14 protein-coding genes and 2 pseudogenes are annotated in these 16,121 nt (G+C 57.0%); 8 read left to right on the top strand and 8 right to left on the bottom strand.

Features of this window, described 5'->3' with window-relative positions; translation table 11 throughout:
• Nucleotides 1-20 precede the first annotated feature (20 nt).
• From AU14_RS14980 to AU14_RS14970, 3 genes are read right to left on the bottom strand one after another with little or no spacing between them, the layout of a single operon-like run.
• Nucleotides 21-1,163 carry a mandelate racemase/muconate lactonizing enzyme family protein gene (locus AU14_RS14980; RefSeq protein ID WP_236744124.1) on the bottom strand — a complete coding sequence of 381 codons (1,143 nt, stop codon included), beginning with the start codon at nucleotides 1,161-1,163 and terminating at the stop codon, nucleotides 21-23.
• Between the two features lie 27 nt (nucleotides 1,164-1,190).
• Nucleotides 1,191-1,445 (bottom strand): hypothetical protein, encoded by a 255-nt coding sequence (locus AU14_RS14975; protein ID WP_041342077.1) that lies wholly within the window; start codon nucleotides 1,443-1,445, stop codon nucleotides 1,191-1,193.
• Nucleotides 1,442-2,551 carry a GGDEF domain-containing protein gene (locus tag AU14_RS14970; protein ID WP_158498326.1) on the bottom strand — a complete coding sequence of 370 codons (1,110 nt, stop codon included), beginning with the start codon at nucleotides 2,549-2,551 and terminating at the stop codon, nucleotides 1,442-1,444. Before AU14_RS14970 ends, AU14_RS14975 begins: the two co-directional genes overlap by 4 nt.
• Before the next feature lie 280 nt (nucleotides 2,552-2,831).
• Between AU14_RS14970 and AU14_RS19160 the strand changes: the two genes are divergently transcribed.
• From AU14_RS19160 to AU14_RS14955, 4 genes and pseudogenes are all read left to right on the top strand, one after another.
• On the top strand, nucleotides 2,832-3,008 hold the full coding sequence (locus AU14_RS19160; RefSeq protein ID WP_094191228.1) for a DUF2897 family protein: 177 nt from the start codon (nucleotides 2,832-2,834) through the stop codon (nucleotides 3,006-3,008).
• A 66-nt stretch (nucleotides 3,009-3,074) separates the two neighbouring features.
• Complete coding sequence (locus AU14_RS14965; RefSeq protein WP_041342074.1) at nucleotides 3,075-4,169, top strand: DUF2855 family protein; 1,095 nt, start codon at nucleotides 3,075-3,077, stop codon at nucleotides 4,167-4,169.
• Nucleotides 4,159-4,827, top strand: coding sequence for a DNA-3-methyladenine glycosylase family protein (locus AU14_RS14960; protein ID WP_236744123.1), 669 nt, complete (start codon nucleotides 4,159-4,161; stop codon nucleotides 4,825-4,827). The genes AU14_RS14965 and AU14_RS14960 overlap by 11 nt, the downstream gene beginning before the upstream one ends.
• A gap of 228 nt (nucleotides 4,828-5,055) precedes the next feature.
• A pseudogene (locus tag AU14_RS14955) lies at nucleotides 5,056-7,157 on the top strand (molybdopterin-dependent oxidoreductase).
• A 9-nt stretch (nucleotides 7,158-7,166) separates the two neighbouring features.
• On the opposite strand, the gene AU14_RS14950 reads toward AU14_RS14955, so the two are convergent.
• Nucleotides 7,167-8,255, bottom strand: coding sequence for a calcium/sodium antiporter (locus AU14_RS14950; RefSeq protein ID WP_041342071.1), 1,089 nt, complete (start codon nucleotides 8,253-8,255; stop codon nucleotides 7,167-7,169).
• 41 nt (nucleotides 8,256-8,296) lie between these two features.
• The gene (locus tag AU14_RS14945) at nucleotides 8,297-8,851 is read right to left on the bottom strand and encodes a YqhA family protein (protein WP_094191227.1); all 555 of its coding nucleotides are present in this window, start codon (nucleotides 8,849-8,851) and stop codon (nucleotides 8,297-8,299) included.
• A gap of 299 nt (nucleotides 8,852-9,150) precedes the next feature.
• On the opposite strand from AU14_RS14945, the gene AU14_RS14940 reads away from it, so the two are divergent.
• The 4 genes from AU14_RS14940 (at nucleotide 9,151) to AU14_RS14925 (ending at nucleotide 13,694) form a co-directional block, all read left to right on the top strand.
• Entirely contained in the window at nucleotides 9,151-10,134 is a 984-nt protein-coding gene (locus AU14_RS14940; protein WP_094191226.1) for a response regulator, read from the top strand.
• Nucleotides 10,059-11,573: an EAL domain-containing protein gene (locus tag AU14_RS14935; protein WP_148312759.1), complete on the top strand. Its 1,515-nt coding sequence runs from the start codon at nucleotides 10,059-10,061 to the stop codon at nucleotides 11,571-11,573. The genes AU14_RS14940 and AU14_RS14935 overlap by 76 nt, the downstream gene beginning before the upstream one ends.
• A 301-nt stretch (nucleotides 11,574-11,874) precedes the next feature.
• A complete protein-coding gene (locus AU14_RS14930; protein WP_041342062.1) occupies nucleotides 11,875-12,450 on the top strand; it encodes a PEP-CTERM sorting domain-containing protein in 576 nt (191 codons plus the stop codon).
• A 653-nt stretch (nucleotides 12,451-13,103) separates the two neighbouring features.
• On the top strand, nucleotides 13,104-13,694 hold the full coding sequence (locus AU14_RS14925; RefSeq protein ID WP_041342059.1) for a PEP-CTERM sorting domain-containing protein: 591 nt from the start codon (nucleotides 13,104-13,106) through the stop codon (nucleotides 13,692-13,694).
• Nucleotides 13,695-14,134: 440 nt separating this feature from the next.
• Here the strand turns inward: AU14_RS14925 and AU14_RS14920 are convergent, their stop codons facing one another.
• From AU14_RS14920 to AU14_RS14910, 3 genes and pseudogenes are all read right to left on the bottom strand, one after another.
• Nucleotides 14,135-14,677 carry a hypothetical protein gene (locus AU14_RS14920; protein WP_041342056.1) on the bottom strand — a complete coding sequence of 181 codons (543 nt, stop codon included), beginning with the start codon at nucleotides 14,675-14,677 and terminating at the stop codon, nucleotides 14,135-14,137.
• A gap of 18 nt (nucleotides 14,678-14,695) precedes the next feature.
• Nucleotides 14,696-15,734, bottom strand: a pseudogene (locus tag AU14_RS14915) (NAD(P)H-dependent flavin oxidoreductase).
• Nucleotides 15,735-15,786: 52 nt separating this feature from the next.
• On the bottom strand, nucleotides 15,787-16,095 hold the full coding sequence (locus AU14_RS14910; RefSeq protein WP_041342053.1) for a hypothetical protein: 309 nt from the start codon (nucleotides 16,093-16,095) through the stop codon (nucleotides 15,787-15,789).
• Nucleotides 16,096-16,121 lie beyond the last annotated feature (26 nt).

Genomic DNA, 16,121 nt, shown 5'->3' with positions numbered 1-16,121 from the left:
CGATGCGAAGAGCGGTTGGGTTATTCGTACACGTCGTGCAATGACAGGGCTTTGAAATCCGGGGTTACGCCCAACCCTGGCCGGTCACTCAGGGTCATCCGGCCGGACGACACCTCGGGTGCTCCGTCTGCCAACTGAACAGTGTTGTAGTTGTGCAGGTCGGTGGTGTTCAGCAAGGTCCGGGCCGGGGTACTGGCGGCCAGATGGGCGTAGGCGGCGGTGGCAATACCACTGCCCCAGGCGTCCTCAATGGTCAGGGCAATGCCGGCGTCGACACAGACATCACGAATCACCCGGGACGGGGTCAGGCCACCAAACTTGCTGACTTTTAACGCCATGGCATCCATGGCGTCGTCCCGAATGGCGCGACGCACATCGGCCAGGGAGTTGAGACTCTCATCCAGCTTCAGTGGGTGCCGGGCCCGCTGCCGGATTGACAGGCACTCCTCGTAACTGCGGCAGGGTTGTTCCAGGTACAGGTCCAGCCCTTCCAGCGCCCGGGAAAACCGCAGGGCCTGATCCCGTCGCCAGCCGCAATTGATGTCGCCGATCCAGATTTCGTCTGGCTGTTTCTTTCGGCCCAGGGTCAGCATCAGCTCAATGTCTTCCTCGACACTGTGACCAAGCTTGATCTGGATATGTCGGAACCCCTCAGCACGATAACGGCTCAGCGTCTCCTCCATCTCCGCAGGTTCCGCCAGCGGTACAATTCTATGCAACGGCATGGATGGGGTCAGCAATCCGCCGAGCAGGACATACACCGGCAGGCCGGCTGCCTTGCCCAGCAAATCCCAACAGGCAATATCGATGGCGGCCTTGGCCACGGCCTGGCCGTTGAGCGCCTGTTCCATACGTTCGTGGATACGGGTGATGTGGCACGGATCTTCACCCAGAACAGCGGAGGCAAGCACCGACAGGCACGAAGGCAGGCCCTCGGCGAAGGCCGGCATATAGTTCGGGCCACAGGGGCAGACTTCTCCATAGCCCATCAACCCGGTGTCAGTGGTCAGCACGACTACGGTGCTCAGAAAAGCCTGATGGGACCGGCCCCCGGCAAATGCGTAAGCCTTACCGGCATAGGTAGATCGGCGGTGTATACCGCGATGCTCTCGATACGCATGACAGGCCTCTCGCTCCGGGTCGTTGCCAACTCCTCTGAGCATAGTTCGGTCAGGCCACTGCTGCTGCGTTTATCGGCGATTCACGGGGTTGGAGTAGCCGTCGCCTTTGACACCCAGCCGGTCGAGGTAGCCGTGTAGCTCCGCCACGCTCAGGTCGACGTACTCAAGCACCCGGCCGTAGAGCATGGCGGTGGGTACGTTGCGCCCGTCCAGTTCACGCTGGGTTTCGTGGATAACGTAGAGAATCAGCCGCTCGGTGCGAGTCAGGCCATCCCGCACATCCGGGATGGTATCGAGCACGGTCTGCCACTCTTCCGGGCTCATAACCGCTGCTCCTCGGTGCCAATCGGCGCAGCCGCAGCCGAGACGGCGGATGCAGCGACCGCGTAGGTGGCCCGGCCATTGTTCTTGGCCTGGTAAAGAGCCTCATCCGCCAACTGAATGGCCTCGTGCAGCGATGAAAGGTTCACCGCAGAGCCGTGGCAGATACCAATCGAACAGCTCAACAACCGGTGATCGGGGCTACCTGCATTGGGTACAGCTCGCTGCTGCCAGGCTTGCAGCACTTCCCTAGCCTTGACCTGGCATTCCGCAGCACTGAGCCCGGGCGCAACCACCAGAAACTCCTCACCACCGTAGCGTCCAAGCACATCGGTCTGACGCCGAAACACTTCCCGCATGATATCGGCCTGGATCCGAATCGCCTTGTCCCCTTCCTGATGGCCATAGTGATCGTTGAACTGCTTGAAGAAGTCAAGATCCAGCATGAACACGGCTACCGTCTGGCCGGACCGCTGTAGCAGGGAGAACAGTTTTTCAGATTCGGTCATCAACGCCCGCCGATTGAACAGAGCGGTCAGGGCGTCGGTGGTGCTGAGACGCACCAGCTTGCGATTTGCATCCTGGAGCTGACCCAGTAAGTGATCCAGCCGGTGCCGCCCAATAACGCCAATAAACAAGGACGCCAGCACAAAGCCGGCATTGATCATCGTGCGATCGCCGTACACCGGATGAACCAGCATCAGCGCCAGGAAACCGAGCGAACTCAGCAACATAAGCGCCAATGCATAGCCAAAATTCATGCCCATTACGAAGAAGCCAAAGAATGCGTATAGCAAGGTACCTTCGTAGGGAAAACTGAAGCCCGCCAATTGCCAGCAACGGTAGATGAGGAAGTAGTTGGCGTAAGTCAGGGCCACTGTGGCGACTAGAACTGCAGGTTGCTTGAACCGCAGAAACAGGGGATGGAAGCTGAACGCCAGCAGCGCAAAGATAATCGGGAGCTGCGCAAACAGCCGATTGCCGAGATAACTACGCTCCAACTCAGCCGGCAGCAACTCTAGATCACCAATCATGAACAGGGCAATCAGCACGCCACCGGTCAGGATAAACAGCCGGAGCCGGACGAGATCGCTCAGAGATGGTTTCACGCGATGCACCGAAAAATTCGGCATAGGCTGTCAGTTCCGTTAACGAGCCTTGCGGTCAAGACTCTCAATTCAGCAGGTAAGCGAGAATAGGGATTAGCCTCATTGTAGCATTCCCGCTTTTCAAACCTGGCCTTAGCGATAAAACTTGACAATTATTAACACTCCTAACATTTCCAAACCTGATACAAAAGCCAGCCTCATGCATTGGTTGCCGAACCTTGGCGCTCTGGTTCACTATTAAGACTCACCCCACGGACAAGCTCCAAGGAGAGTCCCGCATATGCCAGTCATTGGATGGGTATTTGTTATCGTTGCCCTGGCCCTGATTGTCGGCGGCCTCATGATCCTGCGTGATTCAGCCCACAGCATGAAAATCTCTGACGAAAAAATGGCCAAGATCCGCAAGCGCAAAGCCGAGCTTGAAGCTCAGGAAAAAGCCGACGACGACTGGAAGTAAACGCGGCGGATTAAACGGTTTCGCCAGTCATAGGGGTTAGGTAAGACCGCAGAAAGGAGAGTCGAGATGGCCGAGTTCCAGGTATTAAGGAACCACTTTTCCAAACACCGGCTGATCACCAGCCCCGCGACCGAAGATATGCCAAGCCCCGGCGATGGCGAGATCGTGGTCAAAATCGACCGATTCTCGTTCACCGCCAACAACATTACTTACGCCGCGGCCGGTGACCAGCTCGGGTATTGGCAGTTCTTTCCGCCCTCCGAGGACCCGGACGACGAATGGGGCATTATTCCGGTGTGGGGCTTTGCCGAGGTGGTCGCCTCGAACGTCGAAGAGGTGCCGGTCGGTGACCGGCTGTTTGGCTACTTCCCAACCGCGAGCTACCTGGCCATCACACCGGCGGGCATCACCGATCAACGCCTGCTGGACGGCGCTCCTCATCGCGCCAAGCTGCCCATTGCCTACAACAGTTACACCCGAGTGGGCGCGGAGCCCGGCTATGATCGCGCCAGCGACGACGAACGCATGCTGCTGTGGCCGCTGTACATCACCTCGTACTGTCTCTGGGACCAACTGCAAGTCAATGACTGGTATGGCGCCAGCCAGGTAGTGCTGCTAAGCGCCTCCAGCAAGACCAGCATCGGCCTGGCCTACGCCCTGCAGGCTGACGATTCGGCACCGCCGGTTTTAGCCCTCACCTCCGAGCACAACCTGGAGTTGGTGCGCGATCTGGGCCTGTACGATCAGAGCCTCAGTTACCCGGCGCTGACCGAGATCGACGCCACCAAGCCCACCGTAGTGGTGGATATGTCCGGTAGCGGCGAAATCCTTGGGCAGCTGCACCAACATCTGGGCGAAAATATGGTGCACTGCATCAACGTTGGCCTAACCCACTGGAACGAAACCCAGCCAGGTGCGGGTGTGAACCGGGACCGCAGTGAGTTCTTTTTCGCCCCCAGCCACATTCAGAAGCGGATGAAGGACTGGGGTCCGGACGAATTCACCCGCAAGACTTCAGCGTTTATTAGGAATACAGCAGTCCAGAGCCGGCAGTGGCTGACGCTTAGAAAGGTGTCGGGGCTGCACGATCTGGCCAAGGTGTACCCGGAGGTGTGTGAAGGACGGGTTCCCGCCGATGAGGGCCTGATTTTTGAACTCTGACGCACCGCTCACCGAAGACCGGCTGCGCCAGGGCGCCGAAGCTCTGGCCGCGATGGACCCCGATCTGGCCCCGCTGTTGGCCCGCTTTGGCACTCCGCCCCTGTGGCCCAGGGAGCCCGGCTTCGCCACCCTGGTACAGATCATCCTGGAACAACAGGTCTCGCTTAAAGCAGCGAAGACCCTGTTTGAACGCCTTGAGCAGGCGCTGGGCGGGGTGGCACCTGCGACTGTGCTGCATGCCGGCGAGTCTGGCCTCAAAGCCCAGGGACTGACCCGGCAGAAAGCCCGATATTGTCATGAGCTGGCGCGCCGGGTGAACGAGGGCGAGTTGCCGCTGGAGCAACTGACTCAGTGGTCCGAACCGGAGGGACGCAAGGCCCTGCTGGCGGTACCTGGCCTCGGGCCCTGGAGCGTTGATGTCTACTACCTGATGGCACTGCGCCGGCCGGATGTCTGGCCTCAGGGTGATCTGGCACTGGCTGCGGCCATGCAGGACGTCAAAGGCCTCGAGACGCTGCCCACTCGTGATCAGCAACAACAATTGTCCGAACCCTGGTCACCCTGGCGGGCGGTGGCCGCTCGACTGCTCTGGGTGCATTACCTGGCCGCCCGTGGTAACTATGCCGGTGGTACAGCGCCCGCAGCTCATCCTTCGTAGCCTCCAGTCGGACTGCTTTTTGTGACCCATTGCGACCAGCGTTTACACGCCTTTTGGGACCGTTTCCCGTGTTCGGCGGTGGAAGACGTTTGCGTGGCCATGTCAGTTCCTCTTTACGGCTTATGGCGGAAATGACCAACTTTGTGTCATTTCTGGCCGTCTGCTTTTGCCAGGGCTTGTGCCACACTCAGGTTACCCAACAACAACACCGTGACCGAGCCCTGACCTATGAGCGACCTCCAGACCCATTATCGAACCTGCAACATTTGCGAAGCCATGTGCGGCCTCGAAATAAAGCATCAGGACGGCAACATCCTGTCGATCAAGGGCGATCAGGAAGATCCTTTCAGCCGGGGCCATATCTGCCCCAAGGCCGTGGCGCTGCAGGATTTTTACAACGACAAGGACCGGCTGAAAACACCGCTCAAGCGCACCAACGATGGCTGGCAGGAGATCAGCTGGGAGCAGGCCTACGACGAAATCGCCACCCGCTTCCGCGGCCTCCAGGCCGAGCACGGCCAGGATGCGGTCGGGGTCTATCTGGGTAACCCCAACGCCCACAACTTTGGCAACGCCATCATGCTGCCGCGCTTTTTCAAGGCACTGGGCACCAACAACCGTTACAGCTCCGCTTCTGCCGACCAATTGCCGCACCACGTGGCCTCCAACTATATGCTCGGCGCCGGCATGCTGATCCCGATTCCGGACATCGACCACACCGATTTCATGCTGATCATCGGTGCCAACCCGATTGTCTCCAACGGCAGCCTGATGACCGCCCCGGGCGTGGGCAAGCGCCTGAAAGCCATCCAGGACCGGGGCGGCAACGTGGTGGTGGTTGATCCGCGCCGCACCGAAACCGCGAAAAAAGCCGACCAGCACCTGTTCATCCGGCCGGAAACTGACGCCCTGCTGATGCTGGCCCTGGTGCACACCCTATTTGAAGAACAACGGGTGGATCTGGGCCATCTGGAATCCATCATTGACGGCCTGGACCAGCTGGCCGAGGCGGTAAAACCCTATTCCCCCGAAGCAGTCGCCGAGGCCTGTGGCATCGACGCCACCACCATCCGCAACCTGGCGCGGGACATGGCCGCTGCCAAAAGTGCGGTCTGCTACAGCCGCATGGGCGCCTCTACTCAGTCGTTCGGCGGCTTGTGCCAGTGGCTGAACAACGTGCTGAACCTGCTCACTGGAAATTTTGATCGTCGCGGCGGCGCCATGTTCCCCCAGCCCGCGTTTGATCTGGTGCGCGACAAGAAAGGCAAACCCAGCTCTTACGGCCGCTACCAGTCGCGGGTGCGGAAACTGCCCTACTTCAACAGCGAGTTCCCGGTAGCGACCCTGGCCGACGAGATTCTCACCCCAGGCGAGGGTCAGATTCGGGCCATGATTACCATCGCCGGCAACCCGGTGCTGTCCAGCCCCGGCGGCGCCCGCCTGGAGCAGGCCTTCGACAGCCTCGATTTCATGGTGTCAGTGGACATCTACCTGAACGAGACCACCCGCCACGCGGACATCATCCTGCCGGCGACCACCGGCCTGGAAGTGCGCCATTTCGATGTGTTCTTCAATTCCTTTGCCGTGCGCAACACCGCCAAGTTCTCTGAGCCGATGTTCGAGAAGACACCGGACCAGAAACACGATTGGGAGATTCTGCGGGATCTGTCCCTGCACCTGACCGGGCGCGAGGACGACGGCGTAACCCCGGAGATGATGCTGGACGGCGGCCTGAAACACGGCGCCTACGGTGAACAGGGCATGAGCCTGGCCATGCTGAAGGCCAACCCACACGGCGTTGACCTGGGGGCTCTGCAGCCCTGCCTGCAACAAAGACTGCAGACTGAGGACGGACTTATCCACATCGCACCCCAGCTGTACCTGGACGACCTGAAACGCTGAACGCCTCCGGACTGCTGGACCAGGCCCGGAATCCGGACTACCCGTTCGCCATGATCAGTCGCCGCCTGCCACGCAGCCACAACACCTGGACCCAGAATTCTCATCGCCTGGTGAAAGGCAAAAACCCGTGCACAGTGCAGATGAATTCCGCCGATGCTGCCAGGTTGAGCCTGGATGACGGACAGCTGGCGCAGGTGGCGTCGCCCACCGGCAGCATTCAACTGCCGGTAGAAATCAACGACGACATGTTTGAAGGCGTGGTCAGCATTCCCCAAGGGTGGGGCCACAACCGGGCCGACACCGGAATGACCGTTGCCGAATCCCAGCCGGGGGTCAGCATCAACGACGTCACTGATGCCCAGCGCATCGACGCCCTCACGGGCAATGCCGCCTTCAACGGCACGCAAGTGGCGATACAGGCGGCCTGACCTGTTTTGCTAACCCGCCGGCCCGCGACGGCCGTTACTGCGCATCTCGCGCACGGCGATGGTGACGAGGGTAATGGCGGTCAGCGGAATCACGAAATAGAGCATGACATTGCTGAACGGGGCCAGGGAATCATGCTGACTGGCGGCCAGCACCAGGTACAGCGTATAGGCGACGTAGTAGCCCAGCAGCAGCACCGCTTCCCACCGGCTGACCACACCGCCCGTGAACAGAATGGGCAGGCAGGCAAACGCCACGGCAATCATCACCGGTATGTCGAAGTGCAGTGCGGCGGCGGAAATCTCAATACCGTGGGGTGCGATCAACCCGGAAATACCGAGCACGCCCATGATGTTGAACAGATTACTGCCCACGACATTGCCAACGGCGATGTCACGCTCGCCGCGGAGCGCCGCCATGATCGAGGTGACCACTTCCGGCAATGAGGTACCGGCCGCCACCACGGTCAGTCCGATCACCAGCTCGCTGATGCCCAGATGACGGGCAAAGGTGATGGCGCCATCCACCAACCAGCCCGCGCCCAGCACTAGCAGGACCAGCCCGCCAATCACCAACGCAACATTACTTAGCCAGCTCGGCGACACCGCACTTTGGTCCGGGAACTCGGCAGCGTATTCATCCCTTACCTCGGCACTTTCCCGACGGCTCTGGTAAATGGCGTAACCGACGTAGACCACCAGGGCTATCACCAGCAAACCGCCATCGATTTGGCTGATGCGTCCATCAAGCGCGAACAACAGCACCACAATCGACAGTGCGACCATGATCGGAACATCCAGGCGCACCAGCCGCTGAGAGACGGTAAGCGGGACAATCAGTGCAGTAACGCCAAGAATGAACAGCACGTTGAAAATGTTGCTGCCGACCACGTTGCCGACCGCAATCCCGGCCTGATCCGCCCAGGCCGATTTAATACTGACCGCCAGTTCCGGTGCACTGGTGCCAAAGGCCACCACGGTCAAGCCGATCACGATCGGTGAAATACCCAACACGGCCGCCAGGCGAGACGCACCCCGCACCAATAGCTCCGCGCCGACAACGAGGAAAACCAGTCCGCTTATAAACAGAATTAACGCCATACCAACCTCAGTGCTGGTTTGTTGCCAGAAGTCATCGCCATTCAGTGGTCATTGGTCCGATGGGCATGACTCATCAGGTACAGACTAGCCGCCAGCGCCAGTACCGACACGGCAAGGTATATAGCCTCCAGTGGTGTCTGAAACCGGATGTCGACGACCGCGCGAAAGAATTCGATGATCACGGCCAGAATGACCACCCGGGCGATCTTATCCTTGAGCTGATCAAAGGAATGAACATTGAACGGGTGATTCGGCGCCTGGGATTCGGCCTGGTCGATGGGCGACACGAACAGCCGGTAGATGCCGGAGCCAAAAATCAGCAACACCACGGCAATCAGGTAGATATCCACCGCCATGATGATATTGGGCACCACCGTGTCATGGATGTCCTGGGTGCCACCCGCCAGATAATAAACAAAGGTATCCGCCACCACCTTGATGATGTCGGCGGTACCAATCAGAAACAGCACCGTCGCGCCCAGCAAACTGGGAATAACCGCCAGCATCACCAGCAATCGCGATCCCCACAGCAGAGATTCAAACTGGCGCTCGCCCGGCACTGGAGCGGGCTGCCTGGGCTTCTTATTATCTTCCATATCCAATGACTCCTGATACCACTGCTACAATCTGGAACACGGGGACACCTACCTGGCGGGCAAGAATACCCTGTTCTTGGCCGGTGTCCATCACGCCAGTGTAGGGGAAAGCACTGTCTTTGATAGAGTTTTTGAAGACGATTACGGCGAACTTTTTAAGTCGGACTCTCGTGATCCATACCGTAAACCTGTAAATTTGAGACCTGTATCACACGTTCGAAGTGGCGCGCGATTACACATTTCCATTCATCGCCCCTTACGCACGTCCATCATCCATGCGCAGCACACGAGGTTAGGTAATGGCAGGCGTCGACTTGGGACACAAATACGAAGCGCTCAAGCAAAAGTATGTGCTCGGTTTACCCAGCCGCCTGGATGAGCTGCAGGCGTCCTGGAGCCGACTTCAGCACGTCAGCTGGGATGCCAAGGCCCTTACCTTCATGGAGCAGTGCGCCCACAAGCTGGCGGGCAGCGGCGCCACCTTCCAATTCCCGGAGATCAGCGAAGCCGCCCGGGTGCTGGAAGACCAGTTGCAGCAACTGCTGAGCAAATCCGACGCCACGCCGGCAGAACGCAATCAAATCGAAGCTTCGCTCGGCAAACTGGAGCGGGCCGTGGATCAGGCGGTTAACACTACCCCGTCGCAAACAGCTCCTGAGGCGGCACCGGCGGCTGCGAAAAACCACTACCGCATTGCCGTGATCGAAGATGATCTTAATCAGGCCGCGTTCCTGAAAACCTGGTTGGAACAGCGCGGCTTCACCGCCGAGACCTTCGAGACCCCCGAGGCTTACAACCGGCGTACTGACGACCACCTTCACCACCTGATTTTGCTCGACATCAGTTTTCCCCAGGGCGCACTGGAAGGCATTGCCTGGCTGGAACACCTGAAATGTCAGGTAGATGCCAACACCCCGGTGATCATGATGTCCGCCAGGAGCGACATGGTCGCGCGCATGCGGGCCCTGCGCGCCGGCGCCGATACCTATCTGACCAAACCCCTCGACCTTGGGGTACTGGAAAACCGCATCGGCCAGTTGCTGGATCACACCCTCACCTCAAAACCGCGCGTGCTCTGGGTCGACGACGACACCGATTTGCTCGCCTACTACAAGACCATGCTGACCGATGAAGGCTATGAGGTAGAGGGCCTGTCCCAGCCCGTACGGATTCTCGAGCGCATTGAGCAGTTCCAGCCGGACGCCTGGTGCTCGACCATGAAATGCCCGGTGTCCAGGGTTTCGAGCTGGCCCAGGTACTCCGTCAGGATGCCCGGTACATGACCATCCCCATCCTGTTTGTGTCCGCTTCCCAGCAAGTAGCCGCACAGTTGGAGCAGCAGAGCATGATCGGCAACCAGCTCTTTTCCAAACCGCTGGACAATCAGCGCTTTCTGACCGCGCTGCATCATCACCTGGTGCAGGCTCAACTGCTCACGGCACGCATCAATCTGGTGAGCCAACGCAAAGAAAGCCGGAGCCTGCAGAACCACGACTACTTCCTGACCGAACTGGCGACGCTACTCGCCTACGTAGAGGCAGCTCCCGACAACCGGTCCCGTTACCTGGTGCAAGTGGGAATTGACCGGGAAGAGTACCTGCGCGCCCAACATGGTGCCCGCGCCCTAGCCTCTCTGACGGCCCACATGGAAAGCCACTTCGCCAATCAATTGGGTGCCAATGACTCAGGCTGCGCATTGGGCGGAGGGAGCTTTTTGTTCCAGCTGAATGCAACGGTAACCGAAGATGCCGAGGCATTTTTGGCGGGCTTCCATCAGCGCCTGAACAGCCCCAACTGGACCCTGGGCGAGCCGCCAAAGCCGGTCACGCTCAGCATGGGCGTACTGCCGCTGAACGAAGCGATAAACGAAGACAAAGCCCTGCTCGAAGTGGAACAGGCTTGTGGCGAGGCCATGCAGGCCGATGGCGGCTGCGTAGTGTGGCATCAGGCCCCGGAACGGTCCGATCACAGCCAGCTGGACGAACGGATCCGGGAATTACTCGAAGCCCGTGCTTTCCGCCTGCATTACCAGCCCATCGTTAACATGGATTCCGGGGACACCCTGTTCGAGGCCCTGGTGCGCCTGGTGGATGAAGACGACGCCGTATACCTGCCCGGGCAGTTCCTGACTCAACTGGCCGAAGGCAGCCACGGAACCCTCCATGACCTGGATCGCTGGGTGATCGAACACGCGGTGGAGGGGCTGTCCAAACTGGGGGGCAAAGCTGCCGCCAGTCATTCCGTGGCCATCAAACTGTCGTCCCCGATGGCGGATGTGGCGAAGATGGTGCCGTTCATCAGCAGCGGCATGCGTAACGCCCGCATCAAGGGTAAACGCCGGGTCTACCTGGCGCTCTCAAGCCCCACCGTAATGAAAGATGTTGGCACCACAAGGAAGGTGCTGAAGGTGTTGCAGGACATGGAATGCGGACTGATCATCGAACACATCGAAACCGGCCCGGCCTCGGTTGACCTGCTGAAAGAGCTGGGCACCGTGGATTTTGTAAAGCTGGCCGCAAAGTACGGCGCCAGTGCCGAGCAGACGCCGGAGCTGGAAGACTTACTGCGTCAGCTGACCGGAATCTTCGGCTCCAGCCTGCCCATCGTGGCAACCCATGTGGAAGACTCCAAAGCGCTATCGTGGTTCTGGGAATGCGGCATTCGCAACTTCCAGGGGCACTTTATCCAGGCGCCGGAAGTGGCGATGAATTTTGAGCTGTAAAATTACCGACGAACCCCGCCGCCAAGTGTCCAAAAAATAAACAACCTCAAAAGCATACTAAAACATCCCTTCATTACTGATTAGCCGCTTATTAGGCGCTCATCAGCACGTACAAATGCCAACTCCCTGCGCAACGTCGGTTTCCTTTACACAGGCATGTACAAAAACCGAGGTGTGTATTATTTCTCGGCCCATTTCTAGTTTAACTTTTTGATAAATCGAAACATGCTTTTATCCGGTTCGAATTCTGCTTGAGCTGGATGTCATGAAGGGAATTTGAACGCTGTATGGAGACTAAAACATGAAAATTACAAATTTCTGTATCGCACTCATTTTGGGAATATGGTCTTTTTCGGCTCACGCAGTGCCGGTGTCGCTGAGTCAATCCCAAAACATCTCCGCTGATGGCCAAAATTTCTCTTTCTTATTCAACAGCCTGCCTAAAAGTGACGGCACCGGCGGTTTCTTTCGTTTTCGCGCTCGGGGCGACTACACCGATCCACGGTTTGAAACTGCGCTGATTACTCTGGATGGTTCAGGCGGCAGATTGAAGGTTAACGAGAAAGGTATCGTCAGCAATAGCATTACTGGTCTATCTCTCAGCTCCAATAATACGACCCCGGGTGGCGGTGGCGTGGATCAGACACTCGATTTCATCTTCGCTCTCAGTGGCAGTTTGCTCGACACGCTCCTCGCTGACAGCTCAATATCGGTTGGTGTCGACAACTCCGGTGATGTCGATGCCCAATCATCCTATCGGGATTTCGTACGGGTCGGCTTTGGCTATCAAACTGCACCTGTTCCCGAGCCTGGTGCTGCCTATCTCCTGGCTTTGGGCCTCTTGGGGCTTTTCATTCGTCGCAAAAGAAATCAGTAGGAATGGTGAATAGAGTCGACCCGCTTGTCGAAGCGGGTTGGCTTGTTGAGAGGGGGAAACTCATCTCTAACCCTCAGTTATCGACTTGGTTAAAGCCGTAGCTGCACTTTTAACACTTTCTCAGTATTGCCTTGTGACTAAATTCGCCCCGCAGGCAGCCTTGCAGGATCTTCAGTACCATTTCACCGCCCAGATATGGCCTTTCACCTCTTCCCTATGCCACTTCAGTTGTTCGGCGGCTTATGACTACGCGGCGACTCATCAGTTGAGCTACCGAATGTATTGGGCTATGTGGATTTTGTGGAGCTCGCGGCAAAGTATGGTGCCAGTGCGGAGCAGACGCCAAAGCGCTTTATTGGTTCGGGGGGCGCCGCGTTCGTGATTCTCAGGGCCGGTTCATTCATGCGCCGAAAATGATGCACCGACCCTTGGTACTCGTTCCAAAGGCGCAAAAAAGTGCCCATGATTCCAAGTCACCAAAATGTGTTAACGATAGACAACTAGACCTGTTGAAATTATTTACACATTTTACGAGAACCAACGATCATTGAAAAATTTAGCCAGTAACTTATTGGAATTCATAGTGATAAAAATAAGGGCCTGAGGTATGCATGGTAAAGAACTGAATGCCGTTAAAACCAGAGGAAAAAATTATGAAAATATACCAAGCTCTTATTTACGCATCACTTATTGCAACTTTCTCCGTCCATACCAATGCCACAACCATTACTTTCGGACCGGGCTCATACGGGACACCGGTTGGCGCAACCAATGAGGGTATCTATACGTACGATACTTTTTCGGGCGCGTTGTTTCGCGATTCTCAGGGCAATGGTGACTCATTTAATATGGAGGGCCTTGCGGGAACAGGGGGCGTTCTCAGCCTAGCTCGAAACGATGTGCTAAATGGCCTCTTCACTTTTGATGGGGCTGATGTTGCGTGGCAGTTCAATATCTCGGACAGTGTTATCTTCGAGGGCTTTCTCTCTGGTGTTTCTCAGGGTATTGATTCATTTCTTACTTCCGCTGATTCGGCGTATACGAGTTATCTAAGCAACAACCTTTCAGGTGTTTTTATTGACACACTTTTCGTAACTCTGAATGCTCCTACTACTAGTCAAGCCTCGGTTGTAGACAACATCGTTTTAACTGAAGTAGCGTCAGTCCCTGAACCGTCCACTATCGCTCTCTTTGGCTTAGGTCTTCTTGGATTCGGACTTGCACGTCGCAAAAAGCATAACTGACAGACTTTTCATAGACTATCAACAGAGCCACCCCAACTGGGGTGGCTATCCGTGATAGCTTAAAAATATAAAATCACCTTGTTTAATAAGAGTTTTTTAAATAAATAACTATTAATTTAAATACAACTGTCTAAAAAATTTATCATCGACTTTAAATTTTCACGAGCATTCACCTACTTCGCGTGCGTGTGTTAGCGTCCAGTTCAGCGAATACTCTTGTTAACTCCTGCTAAGCAATTGCTGCTCTGAAAATATTGAAATCGCGCCCTTTAGCTCACGGAGTAGAAGTCCCTAAGTTACGAGATCGCTTCCATACAAAAGATCTTAAGATCGATAGGGTCCTCAAAACCCTATTACAAGGTCGGCAGCGCACTGCCGCCATCCAAAGATAGCCTTCGACTCTTCCTAGTACCGATTCTTCTGTTCAATGGTCCAGGTTCTTACTTTTCATAATCCCGATCAAACCCCAAACCCTGAAAGCGCTTATTAACCCTTGATGAAAACGTCACCTCCGGGCTTACAGACTTGATTGCCTCATACATTTCTTTGATGTGGTTGCCATAATTCATGGAGATGTGATGAAAACTGCCGTCTTTCATGAGAATGCCGTGATTCAGAATGCCCTCGCCGGCATGAGAGTGGGTCTGCCGGTATTCGAAGCGTTTGATGTCAGCAACATTGACATCAAAGGACCAGGACTCAGAGTTGGGGTATTCGATGGTAAAACGTTCTGGAGTGATCATCGCCCGATAGGTGGCGGGGTTGCGAAGGTGCCACCAGGCAACCAGAAACAGAATCGCACTGGCGACGGGGAAAGCGATGACCATGGCCAAATGCAGGTCGTCGGGCACCGGTTTGTCCCCAAACTCCTCATAGAGCAATAACCCGATAACATACACCCAGCAAAACAGACCCATCCGGATAAACAGTTTGGATCGCTGTTTCCTGGTCTTGGAAAAGAAATAGAGAACCTGATCTGTCATTGAGTATTCCGACTCTGCTTACTCGCCCACACCCGCCAGCTCTCGCGTCAGGATGGCCGCGGGCACCTCTTTACAGCCTGTGGCATTCTGCCCCGACCACAAGGGTGAGAAATCGCCACTGCCGTCGGCTTCTGCCTTCGCGCGCAACGGGTGATAGCCGCAGACGCCAGGGGGAACACCGGCGCTGTGTTATTCATCGGCCCCAACTCTCTTATCACTCGATTCACGATACCCCGGGCCGCGCCACCGCTGAACAGGTTGGTCAGTGCCGTAACCCGGCTGGCCTCGGATTTCAGGGCGGCACGGTGCACGGGTTTGGTCTGGGCTTCGGGACACAACAGGAACGCGGTCCCTATTTGAGCCCCGGAGGCACCAAGTGCCATGGCAGCCTGGACCCCTTGGGCGTCGGCAATGCCGCCTGCGGCGATAACCGGGACGTCCACCGCGTCGACCAGCTGGGGAATGAGGCAAAGGTGCCCATTTGGGTATTGAGGTCATTAGACAGGAAGAATCCGCGATGGCCACCGGCCTCAAGCCCCTGGGCGATAATCGCATCAACACCCTGCGCTTCCAGCCAGAGCGCCTCATCTACCGTGGTGGCCGTGGACAGAATCTTGCCACCCCAGCCGCGAATGCGATCCATCAATTCAGGCGCCGGCAGGCCAAAGTGGAAACTCACCACCGGCGGTTCGAATTCCGCCAGTACATCGGCCATCTCGGCGCTGAACGGCGCCCTGCCCGCCTGCGAGGAAATGGTGCTGGCATCGATACCCAACTCGTCGAAATAGGGTGCGAGCGTTTTCCGCCACAAACGCTCGGCTTCAACGTCGGGCTCTGGTGGCGTGTGGCAGAAGAAATTCACGTTGTAGGGCCGTGACGTATGACCGGTCAGAGCCAGAAGCTCCTCGCGCAAGCGGTCAGGGCTGAGCATGGCACAGGGCAACGAACCCAGGCCCCCGGCATTGGACACTGCCACGGCGAGTTCATATCCCTGCACTCCCGCCATGGGCGCCTGAATGATGGGAAGATCAATACCGAGCAGTGTCTGGATCGTCATGTTTGTCTCTCAATCACAAAACCCGCTCTGGTGCTGACGGGCCTGGGTGGCATCAGTAGCTCAACTCAGAAAAAAGTAACCGCCAGCAATCCTCGGAGCCAACAAGCAGACTCAAACCGTCTGGGGAAGGTTTAGGGCACGGTTGGGCGTTCACCTCCTGTGCAAAGGTATCCGCCTTGGGCGAGAAGTAAAGTTTAACGTCACAGTGCAAACGACCCTCTGATTCATGGCGAATGAATGCAGCCATGTCAGCCGGGCGGCCGGCCTCTGCGAACCCTGACATCAAACGCTCTTCAATACTGGCCTGTTGATCGAACGCCAGCATCGCATCACCTAGATTCTTTACCCGCCAGCTTCCCATAAAAACTCCCGTACCGGTCGCATCTT

Origin of the sequence: Marinobacter similis, from assembly GCF_000830985.1 — a bacterium.
GTDB lineage: Bacteria > Pseudomonadota > Gammaproteobacteria > Pseudomonadales > Oleiphilaceae > Marinobacter > Marinobacter similis.
This window is presented reverse-complemented; position numbering and strand designations above follow the sequence as displayed.

Coding starts and splice junctions, on each gene's coding strand:
- AU14_RS14980 (WP_236744124.1), bottom strand. CDS start 1,163: ATGCTCAGAGGAGTTGGCAACGACCCGGAGCGAGAGGCCTGTCATGCG.
- AU14_RS14975 (WP_041342077.1), bottom strand. CDS start 1,445: ATGAGCCCGGAAGAGTGGCAGACCGTGCTCGATACCATCCCGGATGTG.
- AU14_RS19160 (WP_094191228.1), top strand. CDS start 2,832: ATGCCAGTCATTGGATGGGTATTTGTTATCGTTGCCCTGGCCCTGATT.
- AU14_RS14965 (WP_041342074.1), top strand. CDS start 3,075: ATGGCCGAGTTCCAGGTATTAAGGAACCACTTTTCCAAACACCGGCTG.
- AU14_RS14950 (WP_041342071.1), bottom strand. CDS start 8,255: ATGGCGTTAATTCTGTTTATAAGCGGACTGGTTTTCCTCGTTGTCGGC.
- AU14_RS14945 (WP_094191227.1), bottom strand. CDS start 8,851: ATGGAAGATAATAAGAAGCCCAGGCAGCCCGCTCCAGTGCCGGGCGAG.
- AU14_RS14940 (WP_094191226.1), top strand. CDS start 9,151: ATGGCAGGCGTCGACTTGGGACACAAATACGAAGCGCTCAAGCAAAAG.
- AU14_RS14930 (WP_041342062.1), top strand. CDS start 11,875: ATGAAAATTACAAATTTCTGTATCGCACTCATTTTGGGAATATGGTCT.
- AU14_RS14925 (WP_041342059.1), top strand. CDS start 13,104: ATGAAAATATACCAAGCTCTTATTTACGCATCACTTATTGCAACTTTC.
- AU14_RS14920 (WP_041342056.1), bottom strand. CDS start 14,677: ATGACAGATCAGGTTCTCTATTTCTTTTCCAAGACCAGGAAACAGCGA.
- AU14_RS14910 (WP_041342053.1), bottom strand. CDS start 16,095: ATGGGAAGCTGGCGGGTAAAGAATCTAGGTGATGCGATGCTGGCGTTC.